Source organism: Thalassolituus alkanivorans, assembly GCF_020447205.1.
Classification (GTDB): domain Bacteria; phylum Pseudomonadota; class Gammaproteobacteria; order Pseudomonadales; family Oceanobacteraceae; genus Venatoribacter; species Venatoribacter alkanivorans.
In genome coordinates this window covers 1-16,424 of record NZ_JAJAEL010000008.1, presented here as the reverse complement: position 1 = coordinate 16,424, position 16,424 = coordinate 1, and the positions used below count along the sequence as shown (strand labels likewise).

Sequence of the window (16,424 nt, the reverse complement as noted above, 5' to 3'; positions counted from 1 at the left end):
CCATGGATCCGATAAAGGACGCCGTCGACCATTCCCACGAGCACTCCCCTGAAGATGTCCGTGAAGACTGCGAGCCAACCCCCGAAGGCGAGCTGGCCCTGCGCCTGATTCCCACCCGCAGTGAAACCAATGTTCATGGCGATATCAGCGGTGGCTGGGTGGTCGCGCAAATGGACCACGCTGCCGAAAGCGTCGCCAGCCGTCTGGCTCAGGGCCGGATTGCGAACGTTGCATTGGAGTCGGTGGTGTTTATGTCACCGATTCGCATCGGCGCGGCCGTGTGTTTTTATACCCGCCTGCTGGATATCGGCACCTCTTCCATCCGCATCGCTATCGAAGTGTGGACGCAGAATCCGAACGAAGTGGAACGGCGCAAGGTAGTCGACGCCGTGTTTGTGTATGTTGCTATCGATGAAACCGGGCGTATCCGCCGCGTTCCGCGCTGAGGACGGCTGAAATAACAGGAGCCAGAGCGGCTCCTGCGGTCTGTACTTACTGCTTAACCGGACGCGCCCAGCCCGTCACGTTGCGCTGCTTACCGCGTGCCACGGCCAGCTCTCCCTCAGCCACTTCTTTAGTGATCACCGAACCCGCGGCGACCGTTGCGCCGGCACCGATTTTTGCCGGTGCCACCAGCGAGGAATTGGAACCAATAAAAGCGTTGTCGCCAATTTCGGTTTTAAACTTGTTCACGCCATCGTAGTTACAGGTAATGGTTCCCGCCCCAATATTCACGTCTTTACCGATCTCAGCATCGCCGATATAGGTCAGATGGTTCACCTTGGAACCTTCACCGATCACCGACTTTTTCACTTCGCAGAAGTTACCGACCTTGGCACCGTTATGCAGCTCGGCGCCCGGACGCAAACGCGCGTATGGGCCAACATGGCAGTCAGCGGCCACCAGCGCCTGATCGATCATGGAATAACATTCAATCTCACAGCCCTGCCCGATGCGGCTGTTTTTGATCACGCAGTACGGGCCGATCTGTACGCCGTCTTCCAGCACCACATCACCTTCGAACACACAGCCAACGTCGATGCGCACATCATTACCGGCCTTCAGAGTGCCACGGATATCAATGCGCGCCGGGTCAGCCAGCGAGACGCCATCGCGCAGCAGCTGATCTGCCAGCTGGCGCTGATATACACGCTCCAGACCAGCCAGTTGCAGGCGGTCATTCACCCCCTGCACTTCGTATTCATCCTGTGGATGAATCGCACGTACCGCCACACCCTGTTCCACCGCCATGGCGATCACGTCGGTCAGGTAATACTCTCCCTGAGCATTATTGGCGGAAAGCTTTGGCAGCCACTCATTCAGCAACGCGGCTGAGACTGCCAGAATGCCGGTGTTCACCTCACGGATTTTACGCTGCAGATCGCTGGCATCTTTGTGTTCAACAATGGAGAGAATATTACCGGCATCATCGCGCACGATACGGCCGTAGCCGTTCGGATCGGCCAGTTCTACCGTCAACAGCGCCAGAGCATGACCGTCATGGGTCTCATTGAGCAGTTTCTGCAGGGTTTCTGTGCGGATCAGCGGGACATCGCCATACAACACCAGCACGGTGGATGCCGGATCAACTTCAGGCATCGCCATGGCCACCGCATGACCTGTGCCTTTCTGCTCCGTCTGCAGCGCCCAGGTCAGCGGAAAGTCCGTGATCTGTTCTTTGACTACATCAGCCCCGTGTCCGATCACCACATGCTGCTTTGCCTGTGGCAGCGCCGCTGCGCTGTTGAGTACATGCGCCAGCATCGGCTTGCCAGCCAGACGATGCAGTACCTTCGGCAGGTCCGATTTCATACGCGAGCCTTTGCCCGCAGCCAGAGTAACGACGGCCAGTGTCATAACAGCAATATCCACAGAAAATAGTGGCGGCTATTCTAACGGGCCTGCGCTACCTGTCCAGCTGCAGTGCGGCGGACAGGCACCCGCTTTGCTGTGCATTTACACGCCCTGCAGCAACACCAAAGCAAAGTAATTTTGCCCATCAGTCCATATCTGACGGGTTTCAAATCCGGCGCTGCGGGCCATGCTTTGCAGCGCATCGGGGCGGTATTTGCAGGAATTTTCGGTGTGAATACTTTCGCCTTTACGCAGTGCTATCTGCTGACCGGCAACATTAATCATCTGATCAACCTCACTGATCAGATGCATTTCGATGCGCGATTGCTCTGAGTTGTAGCGTGCCTCATGGCGGAAGCGCTGCTCATCGAAGCCAGCGCCCAGCGTCTGATTCAGATGACGCAGCATGTTTTTATTAAAGGCGGCGGTTACGCCCTGCTGATCGTTATAGGCGGCTTCCAGCACCGCCGCATCTTTTTCCAGATCCACGCCGAGCAGAAAATAACTGCCACGCCCGAGCGTCTGGCGCACGCGCTGTAAAAACTGCTGCGCTTCCGGCGGCGTGAAATTGCCCAGGCTGGAACCGGGGAAAAATCCCAATTTGCGTTCGGCTTGTTCAATCTGACGCGGCAGACTGAGCGGCTGGCTGTAATCCACACAGGCGGCATAAATACTCAGCCAGTCGTAGTCGTCCAGCAGACGCTGCGCGGCGGCCAATAAAAACTCACGGCTGATGTCCATCGGCACATAACAATCCGGGCGCAGTGCTTCTAACAGCAAACGGATTTTAAGACTGGCCCCGGCACCGTATTCCAGCAGCACACTGCCAGCCCCGACGATGCGTGCAATCTCACCGCCGTGCTGGCGCAGTAAGCCAATTTCGGTACGGGTCAGATAGTATTCCGGCAGCGCGGTAATCGCCTCGAACAACCGTGAGCCGCGCTCATCGTAGAACAGTTTGGCTGGCAACGTTTTCTGCCGTTGCGCCAATCCTTTCAGAACTTCTTCGCGCAGATCCAGCGGTGCGGGTAAGTGATCGAAAACCTGCAATACCTGTCGTTTCATACCGTGTCTCCCGTCATGCCATCCGTTGTGTGGTGTCATCGGTTTTATATTGTTTTCAGGGCGTTATGCGGTGTCGCGGGCTAAGCGCAGGCCGGTAAACTGCCAGCACTCATGGGGGTAGAAAAAGTTGCGGTAAGTAATACGGCTGTGACCTTCGGGCGTGGCGCAGGAGCTGCCACGCAATACCATCTGATTGCACATAAATTTGCCGTTGTATTCGCCCACTGCACCAGCAGCAGGACGGTACCCCGGATAAGCCTGATAAGAGCTGGCGGTCCACTGCCAGCGGCAACCAAACAGCTGCTGCAACTGTTGCGGATACAACCGTGCAGCGCTCTCCCATTCCGCTTCGGTCGGCAGGCGCGCACCGGCCCAGCGGGCGTAGGCATCGGCTTCGTAAAAACTGATATGGCAAAGTGGCGTGTGCGGGTCGAGCGGCTGGCGGCCGGCCAGGCCGTAGGTACTCCATTCATTATTTTGCCGGCGCCAGTACAGCGGCTGCCGCTCCTGTGGCGACAAACTGCTGATCCAGCTCCAGCCATCGGCCAGCCACCATTGCGGCTGCTGATAACCGCCCTGTTCAATAAACTGCAGGTATTCCGCATTGGTGACTAAGCGACTGGCGATTTCTCCGCCCTGCAGCCACTGGCGGTGACGCGGGGTTTCGTTATCAAAGGCAAAGGCCGGGCCGCTGTGGCCGACCTCGGTAACGCCTTCTGTCAGTGGCAGCCAGTTCGGTGCTGTCTGTTCTGCAGAATGCTGTATGGCCTGCTGATACACAGGTTCCAGCGGATTCTTTGCCCAGCAATACAGCAGGTCGGTGAGCATCAGCTCCTGATGCTGCTGTTCATGATTCAGCCCAAGTTCAATCAGTGGCTGCAGGCCGGCGTCATGCATCAGGGGCTGCATGGCCTGATCAATATGAGCGCGATAGGCCAGCACCTCATCCAGCGAGGGGCGGGATAACAGACCGCGCTGCGCGCGCGGATAAGGCTGGCCAATGCCGTTGTAATAGCTGTTAAACAGATGGCCGAACAGCGGGTGAAATTCCTGATAATCAGGACGGTGGGGTTTAAGCAGAAAGGTTTCGAAGAACCAGCTGGTGTGGGCCAGATGCCACTTCAGCGGACTGGTGAATTCAGCGGCCTGCAACTCGTGGTCGGCGGTATTCAGCGGCTGGCACAGAGCGAGTGTCTGTGTCCGGACCTGCTGGTAAAGCTCCATTTACTTTCCTCCATGACGCACACTGGTCAGACCTTAACCTGACCGAAAGCGCCCGCCATGGCAAGTCCGCATCATGGATTGGCCTGATCAGGACACAGGCCGGTCTGGATCAATCCGGACTTAAACAGGTGGCAAAACGCTGGGCCAGATCCTGGATAAAGTCAGGGTAGCCACTCTTTGTCACAGAAATATGACTGGCCACCGGGTCCAGCTCGCCCTGTTTAACATCCAAACCACGCACCACTGACTGCACCAGCGCCGGTGAGAATTCCGGCTCACTGAACACGCACACCACTTCGCCGGAGGTTAGCTGGTCGCGCATGCGTTGCAGGGTTTTCATACCGGGCTTCTGCTCCGGTGACAGGGTAAAGGCACCGACCTGATTGAGTTGCATGGCCTGCACCCAGTGATCATAGGCCCGGTGAAAAACAAAGAAACCACGACTGCGCAACGGCGCCAGTAACTGCTCAGCGCGCTGTAAAGCAGCATCAACATCCGCCGCGAAGTTACCGGCAGGCAGCTCCAGCGCACCGGCCAGCTGCTGCTGAGCGCGTACCATCATGGCCGGCGAAAACCACCAGTGACCATCGTTCGGCTGGCCTTCTTCACGCAGTTTTGCAACATCAATCCAGATTTTGTCCGGCCAGCGGCGGGCAAAACCGCTGAGGTAAGGCTCAGCCTGAGCACCGGCCCAGATAATGACATCGGCATTCTGGATAACATCAATATCGGATGGGCGCAGGGAGAAGTCGTGTGGCGTCATCCCCGGTGGCAGCAATACGCTGAGTTGTTCAGCTTCCACCAGTGAGGCGGCCATCAGCGCCAGCGGATGAACACTGGCCAACACTTTGTATGGCGGTTCATGGCTGATAGGGGCAGCCTGACCGCTCAGACTGAGACTCAGCAACAGTGAAATCAGCAGCAGCGGCAAATTCTTCATTGTATCGGGGCGTTCCTGTCGTAGAATTGCAACATTATAACCTAATCTCCGAGGCGCGACGATGGCTCAAAACGTCTATAAAGCCCATGACCACCACGCCTGCATCGACAGTGCCGTTTCCCGCGCCCGCACCCTGTGCGAAGAACAGGGCGCACGCCTGACCCCGGTACGCCAGCGTGTGCTGGAACTGGTCTGGGCCAACCACAAACCGGTTGGCGCTTACGATCTGCTGCCGAAACTGGCGGAAGAAGGTTTTAACTCCGCACCGCCGACCGTTTACCGCGCCCTCGATTTCCTGCTCGATCTGGGTCTGGTGCACCGCATCAGCTCCCTGAATGCCTTTATTGGCTGCACCCATCCGGGCGAAGCGCATCCCAGCTGCTTTTTTGTCTGCCGCGAATGTGGTGAAGCGCAGGAGCTGGATGCCGAGCAGGTGAATAAAATCGCCCGCCAGGCCGAACAGATGCTGGGGGTGAAAGTCGAGCAGCAAATGACCGAACTGATGGGCCTGTGCCCAAGATGCCAGGATGCCGTATGAGCAGCGCCAGTGCCGCAACGATTCTCAGCGCCAGCCAGCTGCAGCTGGTACGCCAGCATAAAACCGTGCTCAACGATATCAGCCTTAACCTTAAAGCCGGCCAGATCATTACCCTGATCGGCCCTAACGGCTGCGGCAAGTCGACGCTGATTAAAGTGCTGCTGGGGCTGGAAACAGCCGATTCCGGCAAGGTCACGCGCCGCCCCGGACTGCGTATCGGCTATATGCCGCAGCGCCTGAGCCTTGATCAGCGCATGCCGTTAACCGTCACCGGCTTTCTGCAGCTGGCGCGCGGCGCCAGCAACGAGCGTATCAGCTACTGGCTCGACCGCCTGAGCATAGGTGCGCTGGCGCAACAGTCGGTGCATGATTTGTCCGGCGGCGAATGGCAGCGGGTCTTACTGGCCCGCGCGCTGCTGATCAAACCCGATCTGCTGGTACTCGACGAGCCGGTGCAGGGGGTTGATGTACAGGGCCAGCTGGAGCTGTACAGCCTGATACCGCAACTGCGGGATGAACTCGGCTGCGCGGTACTGATGGTGTCCCACGACCTGCATCTGGTCATGGCCGCCACCGACGAAGTGATCTGCCTGAATGGCCATGTCTGCTGCTCCGGACATCCGGATACGGTTTCTATTGATCCGGCGTATATCCGCTTATTCGGCGCCCGCCCACAGGGACAACAACAGGCCCCCATCGCTCACTACACCCATCATCACGATCATCAGCACTGTGCCGACGGCCATGTTGAGCACCACGCACCCGGCAAGGAGATTCTGTGAATCTGTTCGATTACTGGTGGCTGATGCCATTAATGGCGGGGGTTCTGCTGGCCCTGGTGGCCGGACCACTGGGCAGCTTTGTGGTGTGGCGGCGCATGGCTTTTTTTGGCGACACCCTGGCCCACGGCGCTCTGCTGGGCATTACCTTTGGCGTGCTTACCGATATCAACCTGACGCTGGCTCTGGTGCTCGGCTCTGTGCTGCTGGCGCTGCTGTTACTGCCGCTGCAGAACCGCTCGCGCTTATCGTCCGATACCCTGCTGGGCATTGTCTCACACAGCACGCTGGCGATTGGTCTGGTGACACTGAGTCTGGCCCAGGGCATCCGCGTCGATCTGATGGGTTATCTGTTTGGTGATCTGCTGGCGGTGGAGCGTATCGATGTACTCTGGATTCTGCTGGCGGCCATTCTCATTGCTGTGCTGCTGTTCTGGCAGTGGCGGGCGCTGCTGGCGATTACCGTCAGCCAGGAACTGGCTGCGATCGATGGCCATCCGGTGCAACGTCTGAACCTGATGCTGATTCTGCTGCTGGCGTTACTGGTCGCTCTGGCCATGAAGGTTGTGGGGATCTTACTGGTAAGCGCCCTGCTGATTATTCCGCCGGCGGCGGCGCGCAGTCTGGCGCGTACACCGGAACAGATGGTGTTTCTGGCCAGTGCGACCGGTGTTATCTCGGTGCTGTTAGGCTTGTGGGCATCGTTCCGTTTCGATACGCCGGCCGGCCCCAGCGTGGTGGTTGCGGCTACCGCCCTGTTTGCATTCAGTCTGGTGCTGCAGAGTCTGCGCGACGCCCGACGTCCTGCCTGACAGCAGCACCAAACACAAACCAAACATAAATAACGGACAAAAAAAGACCCGGTCGCCATTGGGGGCAAACGACCGGGTCAACTTCGGATCATTGGGGAAGTACCGAAGAAAAAGAACTACCTGAAAAAGCATCCAGAGAGAAGTCATGCGTCTGGTCATCAATTCCCGAAAGAATGATTAAACTATAGCCACGGATTCGTAATTTGCTGGCTGCAGAGACGCATTTCAGTTGTATTTTCTTATGACGAATAGCTGCGCAATAAATATCAGCAATGACAGTAGGACCGGATGATCTGTAGCTCTGCGGCCGCCGTAAACGGCCTCAGAAAAAGGCAGGAGGCCGGCAAACGCCGGCCAGAGTCAGGCTTCTGGTGTTTCTTCTGTTTCCGCAGCCACATCTTCGGGCGGCAGCAACCAACTGTTCAGACGCTTTTGCAGTTCGTCGGTGCCTTCACCATTCAGCGATGAATAGGTCTGCACACTGACCAGCTTACCCAGCGACGATACCGCCTTGCGCACCTGCAGTAAGGCACTCTGCGCCGGGCCGCGTTTCAGTTTGTCGGCCTTGGTCAGCAGAATATGCAGCGGCATTTCAGAGCGCTTCGCCCACTGAATCATAGCGTTGTCGAATTCTTTCAGCGGATGGCGGATATCCATCAGCAGCACCAGACCAATCAATGCATCGCGGTTCTGCAGATAATTATCCAGCTCGCGCTGCCATTCGTTTTTCACCGCCAGCGGCACTTTGGCAAAGCCGTAACCGGGCAGATCGACCAGTGCCAGCGGCAATTCGCCAATCTGGAAATAGTTAATTAACTGCGTACGGCCTGGAGTTTTACTCGTACGCGCCAGTTTTTTGTGACCTGTTAACCTGTTCAGTGCACTGGATTTTCCCGCGTTGGAGCGGCCGGCAAAGGCTACTTCCCGCAAAATATCCATCGGACACTGGCTCAGCTTCGCGGCGCTCTTAACGAAGTGAGTGTTGGTATAGGTCAAGGATTCCTGTTCTATCATGGGGTAAACGTAATGACCGTCCGGAAATTAATGTTATATAATGCTTGGCCTTTGGATGACGCACCCATTCTATCACAGGGCGATGAGTCCGGGGCTAAGCTGTTTTAACCATCTAAAACATGCAATCAGAGAGAGACTCCTATGATTAAAAAATTAGCGGTGATGGCTGCTGTAACCGCAGCGATGAGTGCAAATGTTCAGGCCTTCGACGTAGCGGCTAAATACCAGCAGACCTGCAACGCATGCCACTCAATGGGAGTTGCCGGTGCACCGAAATCCTTTGATAAGGCCGCCTGGGAGCCTCGTATGGCTAAAGGTATGGATGCTCTGATAACCAGCGTCACCAACGGCTTGAATGCCATGCCGCCACGCGGCCTGTGCATGGACTGTACTGCTGACCAGTACAAACAACTGATCAACTACATGGCAGCGCCCAAGTAAGCGCGCCCCTGAGTAGTAGACGAATTCACATACAACCTGGACCTGATGATGAAAAACCTGTTGATTAGCCTGATCGTTTCTGCCGGACTGATGTCCGTTGCTCACGCCGGTGATGCTGAAGCCGGTAAAGCAAAATCTGCTACCTGTGCGGCCTGCCACGGTGCCGACGGTAACAGTCTTGCACCAACTTTCCCGAAAATTGCAGGCCAGGGTGAGCGTTATCTGATCAAACAGATCAAAGATATCCGCGATGGTAATCGTCAGGTTCCGTCAATGGCTCCTTTCGTTACCGGCCTGAGCGATACCGATATTGCTGATCTGGCTGCTTACTTCAGTGCTCAGGTGCCAACTACTGGTGGCGCAAAAGAAGAACTGGTTGAACTGGGCCAGCGTATCTACCGCGCCGGTATCGAAAGCAAAGGCGTTCCGGCTTGTCTGGCATGCCACGGTCCTGACGGTAAAGGTATCGAAGCCGCTGGCTTCCCACGCCTTGCTGGTCAGCACGATGCCTACACCCAGGCTCAGCTGACTGCATTCAGCATGAACCAGCGCACCAATGATGGTGATACCCGCATGATGCGCGATATCGCTTATCGCCTGCATACCACTGAAATCGAAGCAGTGTCTTCGTACATTCAGGGTCTGCGTTAATCCGCAGATAAAAAAAGAAGGTGGCCTCGGCCACCTTTTTTTATGCCTGCAGCGCACAGCCCCTTGACCCGTCTTTGCATTTTGACGGTGGGCGATACCGAACCTTTATGCAAAAATGCGTCTAACAAAATCTGATTAATAAGAATGGAGTAACCCATGTTGTCACAGGTAACCAAATGGATGGCAGCCGCTGTATTGCTGATCAGCGCCAGCGCCAGCGCCCAGGCTGCAGAATACGAAGCCGGTAAAGAATATAAAGTACTGGCCGAGCCGGTACCTGTGCTGGCCGATGGCAAAGTGCATGTCGAAGAAGCTTTCTGGTATGGCTGCCCGCACTGTTTCCACCTCGAAGACATCATCACTCCATGGAAGAAAAACCTGCCGGCCGACGTTGCCTTTGAAGGCGTTCCTGCCATGTTTGGCCGCGCCTGGGTGTCCCACGCACAGTTCTATTATGTAGCGGATGTGCTGGGCGTACTGGATCAGGTACACGGCGATATTTTCAAAGCCATCCATGTTGAACGTCAGCGTCTGCTGGACCGTGATGATCAGCGCGATTTTCTGGTCGCCAAAGCTGGTGTAAAAGCTGCTGATTTCGATAAAGCGTATGAGTCTTTCACCGTGAAAAGCCGTATGAAGCAGGGTGATCAGCGTATCCGCGCGTTCCAGATCTCCGGCGTACCGGCACTGATCGTACAGGGCAAATACATAATCGACGCCACTTCAGCCGGCGGCCAGGACAAAATGCTCAACGTTGCTGACTACCTGATCGCCAAAGAGCGCGCAGCACTGTCCGGCAAGTAACATGACCCATTTCTGCACTCTGCAGGAATTCACAGCGGCACCCCGTGCCGCTGACACCCTTCGTTTACTCTCCTTCAATATGCAGGTCGGCATTCAGACCGGCGGCTATCACCACTATCTGTTACGCAGCTGGCAGCATTTATTACCCTGCCGTGAACGCGACTGGGCATTAAGCCAGATTGCACAGTTAATCAGCCCCTTCGATATTGTTGCCCTGCAGGAAGCCGATGGTGGCAGCTGGCGCAGCAGCCAGGAAAATCAGGTCGAACGTCTGGCACGGGAAGCCTGCTTCCCGCACTGGTATCAGCAAATCAACCGCAATCTGGGCAAGCTGGCACAACACAGCAATGGTTTACTGACACGACTGCCGGCGGCACGGGTGGAGCAACATGCACTGCCCGGCCTGCTACCCGGACGCGGCGTAATGCTGTTGCGTTTCGGTGAAGGCGAGCAGGAACTGGTGGTTGCCATCACGCATCTGGCACTGGGCAAACGCACACAGTTCAGCCAGCTCGATTTTCTCTGCGATCTGGTGGCCGATGCGCGGCGGCTGGTAATCATGGGCGACCTCAATCAGGAGAGTGAAATCCTGCTGCATCAGAGTCCGCTGAAGCGGCTGGCACTGCACCGGCTGGAACAACACCTGCCGACCTACCCCAGCTGGCAGCCCAGCCGCGGGCTTGATCACATACTGTTAAGCGACAATATTGAGCTGAAGCGCATCGCCGTTATTGATCATCCGCAGTCGGACCATTTGCCCGTTGCCGCCGAGATTGTCCTGCCCGGATAAGCTGACGCCGGTCATGATTTTTCCGCCATCCGGCGCGGCAACTTCGGTTGCCTTACCTATACTTAGCCTGACTATTTTCAAAGCCCACCAATAGAAGTAACCCGAGGACGCAACATGGCAGAGGGAACAGGGTCGGATTCCGCCCGGCGCTGGCGCGACAAATATCTCGACCTGTTAGACAGCCACGAGAAACTCAAAAACTCTTCAGAACAACAGCACGACCAGATGCGCCGTGGCCTGGTCATGGTATCCCTGCTGGCTGAAGGCCAGGCTGCCGGTGTCGACAAATCACTGAACGATCTGCGCGAAGCCCTGAAACCCGGCGCCAATGGCATGAACCGGGTAATGGATGAGCTGGAGCGGGCCGTCAAACGTTTTGAAGAACAGAACACCGCCCAGGCCGAAGTGCTGTTGGGACAACTGGCAGACACCGCCGAAAAACTGAGCCTGTGCCCACTGCCCAAACCACTGCTGAAACGCATCCGAGAAATCCGCAAAGGTGCTGCAAATGAGCTGCTAAGCTGGTCCGGCTACATCAACCAGCTGCAGAGCTGGATTCAGATCTTAGGTGAAATTGCCACCCTCGAAGGCTTTGAAGAACAGCGCAGCAGCAAATGGTGGCAGCGCTGGTTTAAGCCCAGCGACAGCAGCGATGAAGGTGACGATAACAATATTGTTTCTGACAGCGATGCAGAACATGACGACCATCCGGAATCTGAACCGGGCTTTTCTCATATCGCTCAGGAAGTCTCTGAAACCCTGCTCAACCTGCTGTCACAACTGGTAATTCCTGACCGCCTGAACCATACGGCCCTGAATCTGCAAAACCGTCTGCAGGAAGGTCTGAACTGGTATGAACTGGTGCCTCTGCTGGAAGACACCACCGAATTCCTGCTTGAGTGTCTGGGCAACAGCCAGACCGAGCTGGAGCAGTTTCTGCAAAGCCTCGATCAGCGCCTGAAAGCCATTCAGATACTGGTCAGTGAAGCCAGCCAGGGACAACTGGAGCGCAAGCGCGCCCGCCTTGATCTCGACAGCATGGTGCGCGACCAGATTGCCGATATCCGCTCGGTAGTCACCGGCTCCGGCGATCTCGGCGAGCTGGGCGTCAGTGTGCGTGATCACCTGACCATGATCGTGCAGGCGATGGAGAAATATCAGAAGGAAGAAGAAGAGCGCGAAGAACGCCTCGCCGCCAGGCTGGAAATGCTGCAGGCGCGGCTGAGCGAAATGGAAAAAGAAGTCACCGAAAGCCGGGTTGCCATCGAAGAACAGAAGCGCCGCGCCACCCACGATAACCTCACCGGCCTGCCCAACCGTGATGCCTATCAGGCGCGTCTGGCGGAAGAGCTGCTGCGCCGCAACCGCTATGGGGGTTCGCTGGCTTTGGTCGTGGGTGATGTCGATCACTTCAAACGCATCAACGATAATTATGGCCACCTGGCCGGTGATAAAGTGCTGCAACTGATCGCCCGCTCATTGCGCAAAAACCTGCGCGATGTCGATTTTATCGCCCGCTACGGCGGTGAAGAATTTGTCATCCTGATGCCGGAAACCAATACCGCCGATGCGATGATTGCCGCCGAGAAGCTGCGCGCCAAAATCGAAAACAGCCCGTTCAACTTCAAGAAAGAACGGGTTCCTATCACCATGTCCTTTGGTGTCAGTGAGTTTCATGCACTGGAATCACCGGACGCCGTTTTCGATCGTGCCGACAAAGCGCTGTATCAGGCCAAAAACGAAGGCCGTAACCGTATCTGTCAGGGCTGATAGCCCTGACAGATAGCGCCACAATGGCAGAAATCTGGCTATTACTATTGATCTTTTCTTTCGCTCTGATAAATTCCCGCGTCAAATCTTTCGATTCGAAACATAGCGATGCCAAAACGCAATACGGTACAACGCCGCCACGGCATTCTCAGCCAGCTGAGCAAGCACGGTCAGGTACAGGTCGAAGAACTGGCGCGGCGTTTTGATACCTCCGAAGTCACCATCCGCAAAGACCTTGCGACTCTTGAGCAAAGCGGCCTGCTGCTGCGCCGCTACGGTGGCGCAATTCCGCTGCCAAGCGAGCTGATGAGTGAACCTGCGGGCACGGATGATGGTCAGAGTCCTGCTCAACAGAAAGTTTCGAAACGAAAGCAGGCAATTGCCCGCGCCGCCGCCAGCTGTATCCGCGACCATAACCGCATCATTATCGATTTCGGCAGTACCACCGCCGCACTGATTCCTGAGTTGCAGAGCAAACGTGGCCTGGTGGTGATGACCAACTCGCTGAACGTTGCCAACGCCGTGCGCGAGCTGGAAAACGAGCCCACGCTGCTGCTCAGCGGCGGCACCTGGGATGCCCATTCCGAGTCCTTTCAGGGCCAGATTGCCGAACAGGTGCTGCGCTCTTACGACTTCGACCAGCTGTTTATCGGCTGCGACGGTATCGACCTCGAACGCGGCACCACCACCTTTAACGAGCTGCTGGGCTTAAGCCGGGTGATGGCCGAAGCGGCGCGCGAAGTGATTGTACTGGCCGAAGCCGACAAGGTCGGGCGGCGCATCCCCAACCTCGAATTACCCTGGTCAGCGGTCAATATCCTGATTACCGATGACCGGCTCAGCACTGAGCAACAGACATTAATCGAACAACAGGGCGTGCGCGTAATCATCGCAGCGCCAGACAACGGAGAATAAAAAATGTGTGGCATTGTCGGCGCGGTAGCGCAACGTGATGTGGCGGAAATCCTGCTCGAAGGTTTAAAGCGTCTGGAATACCGCGGTTACGATTCCGCCGGTCTGGCGATCATTAATGATCAGGCCGAACTGAAACGCCTGCGTCGTCTGGGTAAGGTTCAGGCACTGGCCGATGCGGTCAAAGCCGACCCGCTGCCGGGCGGCACCGGCATCGCCCACACCCGCTGGGCGACCCACGGTGAACCGTCCGAAGCCAACGCCCACCCGCATATTTCCGGCGACATCGCCGTGGTGCATAACGGCATCATCGAAAACCACGAAACCCTGCGCCGCGAACTGCAGGCTCAGGGTTATGTGTTTACCTCGCAGACCGATACCGAAGTGATTGCGCATCTGGTCGAGCGCGAACTGAAAAGCGCCGACTCGCTGCTGGCCGCCGTTATGGCCGCCCGCAGCCAGCTTCACGGCGCTTACGGCATGGTAGTGATCGAGCGCCAGCAGCCAGAGCATATGATCGTCGCCCGTTCCGGCAGCCCGCTGGTGATTGGTTTTGGTATTGGTGAGCACTTTGTGGCGTCTGACCAGCTGGCCCTGCTGCCGGTGACACGCAAATTCGCGTTCCTCGAAGAAGGTGACGTAGCCGAGATCCGCCGCGACGGCGTCAGCGTTTACGATCGTGACAACAACGCCGTTGAACGCGAAGCCCACGAAAGCACCGTCGAACACGATGCCGGTGACAAAGGCGAATTCCGCCACTACATGCTGAAAGAAATCTACGAACAGCCGCAGGCCATTGCCAATACCCTCGAAGGCCGCCTGTTTAACGGCCAGCTGAACCTCGAAGCACTGGGCGATCTGAGCGGTATCGAGCAGGTACAGATCATCGCCTGCGGCACCAGTTATCACGCTGGTATGACCGCCCGCTACTGGATCGAAGATATTGCCGGTGTGGCCTGTAATATCGAGATCGCCTCGGAATTCCGTTACCGCAAATCCGTGGTGCGCCCCAACAGCCTGCTGGTCACCATTTCCCAGAGTGGCGAAACCGCCGACACTCTGGCCGCCCTGCGTCTGGGTAAAGAACTGGGCTTCAGCAAAACACTGACCGTCTGTAACGTGCCCGGCTCTTCACTGGTGCGCGAATCCGATATGGCGCTGATGACCCGTGCCGGTGCCGAAATCGGCGTGGCCTCCACCAAAGCCTTCACCACCCAGCTGGTTGCTCTGCTGCTGCTGACCGCGGCACTGGGTCGTGGCCGTGATATGGATAAAGCCAGCGAACAGCGTATCGCCGACGCCCTCACCAGCCTGCCGGGCTTGATCGATAAAGCACTGCAGATGAACACCGACATTCAGAAACTGGCCGAACATTTTGCCGAGAAGCACCACGCCCTGTTCCTCGGCCGTGGTGACCAGTACCCGATTGCGATGGAAGGTGCGCTGAAGCTGAAAGAAATTTCTTATATCCACGCCGAAGCCTACGCCGCCGGGGAACTGAAACACGGCCCGCTGGCACTGATCGACGCCGAAATGCCGATTGTCGTGGTCGCGCCGCATAACGATCTGGTAGAAAAACTGAAGTCGAATATCGAAGAAGTGCGCGCCCGTGGCGGCGAGCTGTACGTGTTTGCCGACGAAGCGGCGGAAATCAGCCCGCAGGCCAATATGCAGGTGATGGCCGTTCCGCACTGCGACGACATCGTTGCACCGGTGCTATACACCCTGCCGCTGCAGCTGCTGAGCTACCACGTTGCCGTGATCAAAGGCACCGACGTTGACCAGCCACGCAATCTGGCGAAATCGGTTACTGTGGAATAAAGGGGAACATCATGGCCAATGAAAGTGTAGCATCAAAATAAAGTTGGTAACTGAAAAATAAAGTCGGTAACTAACAAAAAAAGTTGGTAACTTTGAACACCTATGGCAGAGTCATGCTATCTCCATAGGCGTTCAAAGAATGAGCAACTTGAAACTGGACAAGCGCACCATCCAATGGCTTAAGGCCAAAAGAGGCTTTGGAAATGGTGCCAACTACTCCCCCTGGCTTACGGTCAGGGATGTACCTTCGCAAGGTCGCGCTCACAGAGTGCACGGGCACCTGACGCAACGCACACACCACCTACTATCCGATCTTGAGTTTTCCACCTTTCTTCTGCTCGAATGGAATCCATTTGTTGTTGATATCAGAGAACAATTTCCTCTGGATGTCGAAGAGACCACTGCAATTGCAAAGGAGCTTGGGATTCGCCACCCTGAAATATCGGGACACACCCATGTCATGTCCTCAGACTTCCTTGTGGATATGCAGGAATCAGCCATGGGGCCAATCAAGAAAGTAGCAATCCAGGTGAAGCCACTTGAAGCGCTCATGGATAGTAGAACACTTGAGAAATTGAGAATTGAACAACGGTACTGGGAAAAACAGGACGTCACCTGGAAGATTGTGACTGAGAGGGATCTTCCACCGACCTACATCAAAAACCTCATTTTTTTACACCCGGCAGCACGCCTGACCGAGCCGATGGAAGTACTGATAGCAATGATTCCTGAGATTCATGCACATCTATCTCGCTATCAGTCAACAAAATTGCCGGATATCGGGATGATGATCTGTAGTAGTTCAGACCCGATCTGACAGTCGCCCGTTTTAAGCTGGTGCCTGTCAGGTTACATCTGGGTTAAATTCTTTTCTGCCCAGATTCGTTTTCCATCCAGTAAAGTGTCCATTGGTGTTCGGCCGCAGCACATTTTACCCTGATGGGTTCGTTCATTGTTGTAATATTCCAGCCACTCGTCCAGATCTTTCTGTAGCTCATCCAGAGACTGA

General features: G+C 56.2%; 18 protein-coding genes. 12 read left to right on the top strand and 6 right to left on the bottom strand.

The window, feature by feature from the left end:
• Positions 1 to 2 precede the first annotated feature (2 nt).
• Positions 3 to 446: an acyl-CoA thioesterase gene (locus tag LGT44_RS05590; RefSeq protein ID WP_230332201.1), complete on the top strand. Its 444-nt coding sequence runs from the start codon at positions 3 to 5 to the stop codon at positions 444 to 446.
• Between the two features lie 46 nt (positions 447 to 492).
• On the opposite strand, the gene glmU is transcribed toward LGT44_RS05590, so the two are convergent.
• The 4 genes from glmU to LGT44_RS05570 form a co-directional block, all read right to left on the bottom strand.
• Positions 493 to 1,857 carry a bifunctional UDP-N-acetylglucosamine diphosphorylase/glucosamine-1-phosphate N-acetyltransferase GlmU gene (glmU, locus tag LGT44_RS05585; RefSeq protein ID WP_230332202.1) on the bottom strand — a complete coding sequence of 455 codons (1,365 nt, stop codon included), beginning with the start codon at positions 1,855 to 1,857 and terminating at the stop codon, positions 493 to 495.
• Positions 1,858 to 1,956: 99 nt separating this feature from the next.
• Positions 1,957 to 2,919, bottom strand: coding sequence for an L-histidine N(alpha)-methyltransferase (gene egtD, locus LGT44_RS05580; protein WP_230332203.1), 963 nt, complete (start codon positions 2,917 to 2,919; stop codon positions 1,957 to 1,959).
• A 63-nt stretch (positions 2,920 to 2,982) separates the two neighbouring features.
• Positions 2,983 to 4,143, bottom strand: coding sequence for an ergothioneine biosynthesis protein EgtB (gene egtB, locus LGT44_RS05575; protein ID WP_230332204.1), 1,161 nt, complete (start codon positions 4,141 to 4,143; stop codon positions 2,983 to 2,985).
• Between the two features lie 109 nt (positions 4,144 to 4,252).
• The gene (locus LGT44_RS05570) at positions 4,253 to 5,083 is read right to left on the bottom strand and encodes a metal ABC transporter solute-binding protein, Zn/Mn family (protein ID WP_230332205.1); all 831 of its coding nucleotides are present in this window, start codon (positions 5,081 to 5,083) and stop codon (positions 4,253 to 4,255) included.
• Between the two features lie 61 nt (positions 5,084 to 5,144).
• Here LGT44_RS05570 and LGT44_RS05565 point away from each other — a divergent pair, with 61 nt between their 5' ends.
• Genes LGT44_RS05565 through znuB form a run of 3 tightly spaced genes read left to right on the top strand, consistent with a single transcriptional unit; the run spans position 5,145 to position 7,212 of the window.
• Positions 5,145 to 5,621, top strand: coding sequence for a Fur family transcriptional regulator (locus tag LGT44_RS05565; RefSeq protein WP_145467485.1), 477 nt, complete (start codon positions 5,145 to 5,147; stop codon positions 5,619 to 5,621).
• Positions 5,618 to 6,403, top strand: a complete 786-nt coding sequence (gene znuC, locus LGT44_RS05560; protein ID WP_230332206.1) for a zinc ABC transporter ATP-binding protein ZnuC — start codon at positions 5,618 to 5,620, stop codon at positions 6,401 to 6,403. Before LGT44_RS05565 ends, znuC begins: the two co-directional genes overlap by 4 nt.
• A 2-nt stretch (positions 6,404 to 6,405) precedes the next feature.
• Positions 6,406 to 7,212, top strand: coding sequence for a zinc ABC transporter permease subunit ZnuB (gene znuB, locus LGT44_RS05555; protein WP_371736702.1), 807 nt, complete (start codon positions 6,406 to 6,408; stop codon positions 7,210 to 7,212).
• Positions 7,213 to 7,572: 360 nt separating this feature from the next.
• Here the strand turns inward: znuB and yihA are convergent, their stop codons facing one another.
• Positions 7,573 to 8,226, bottom strand: a complete 654-nt coding sequence (gene yihA / locus LGT44_RS05550) for a ribosome biogenesis GTP-binding protein YihA/YsxC (protein WP_145467481.1) — start codon at positions 8,224 to 8,226, stop codon at positions 7,573 to 7,575.
• A gap of 141 nt (positions 8,227 to 8,367) precedes the next feature.
• On the opposite strand from yihA, the gene LGT44_RS05545 reads away from it, so the two are divergent.
• The 8 genes from LGT44_RS05545 (at position 8,368) to LGT44_RS05510 (ending at position 16,232) form a co-directional block, all read left to right on the top strand.
• Positions 8,368 to 8,667 carry a c-type cytochrome gene (locus LGT44_RS05545; RefSeq protein ID WP_255605696.1) on the top strand — a complete coding sequence of 100 codons (300 nt, stop codon included), beginning with the start codon at positions 8,368 to 8,370 and terminating at the stop codon, positions 8,665 to 8,667.
• Between the two features lie 48 nt (positions 8,668 to 8,715).
• Complete coding sequence (locus LGT44_RS05540) at positions 8,716 to 9,318, top strand: c-type cytochrome (RefSeq protein WP_230332207.1); 603 nt, start codon at positions 8,716 to 8,718, stop codon at positions 9,316 to 9,318.
• A 156-nt stretch (positions 9,319 to 9,474) separates the two neighbouring features.
• Positions 9,475 to 10,122, top strand: a complete 648-nt coding sequence (locus tag LGT44_RS05535; protein WP_230332208.1) for a thiol:disulfide interchange protein DsbA/DsbL — start codon at positions 9,475 to 9,477, stop codon at positions 10,120 to 10,122.
• A gap of 1 nt (position 10,123) precedes the next feature.
• Positions 10,124 to 10,912 carry an endonuclease/exonuclease/phosphatase family protein gene (locus LGT44_RS05530; RefSeq protein ID WP_225691225.1) on the top strand — a complete coding sequence of 263 codons (789 nt, stop codon included), beginning with the start codon at positions 10,124 to 10,126 and terminating at the stop codon, positions 10,910 to 10,912.
• 114 nt (positions 10,913 to 11,026) lie between these two features.
• Entirely contained in the window at positions 11,027 to 12,682 is a 1,656-nt protein-coding gene (locus LGT44_RS05525; protein ID WP_230332209.1) for a GGDEF domain-containing protein, read from the top strand.
• 108 nt (positions 12,683 to 12,790) lie between these two features.
• On the top strand, positions 12,791 to 13,597 hold the full coding sequence (locus tag LGT44_RS05520; RefSeq protein ID WP_145467474.1) for a DeoR/GlpR family DNA-binding transcription regulator: 807 nt from the start codon (positions 12,791 to 12,793) through the stop codon (positions 13,595 to 13,597).
• A gap of 3 nt (positions 13,598 to 13,600) precedes the next feature.
• The gene (gene glmS, locus LGT44_RS05515; RefSeq protein WP_230332210.1) at positions 13,601 to 15,415 is read left to right on the top strand and encodes a glutamine--fructose-6-phosphate transaminase (isomerizing); all 1,815 of its coding nucleotides are present in this window, start codon (positions 13,601 to 13,603) and stop codon (positions 15,413 to 15,415) included.
• A gap of 139 nt (positions 15,416 to 15,554) precedes the next feature.
• Positions 15,555 to 16,232 (top strand): TnsA endonuclease N-terminal domain-containing protein, encoded by a 678-nt coding sequence (locus LGT44_RS05510; protein ID WP_230332211.1) that lies wholly within the window; start codon positions 15,555 to 15,557, stop codon positions 16,230 to 16,232.
• Positions 16,233 to 16,264: 32 nt separating this feature from the next.
• On the opposite strand, the gene LGT44_RS05505 is transcribed toward LGT44_RS05510, so the two are convergent.
• The coding region (locus tag LGT44_RS05505) for an IS3 family transposase (protein WP_230332215.1) at positions 16,265 to 16,424 on the bottom strand (160 nt) is incomplete at its 5' end.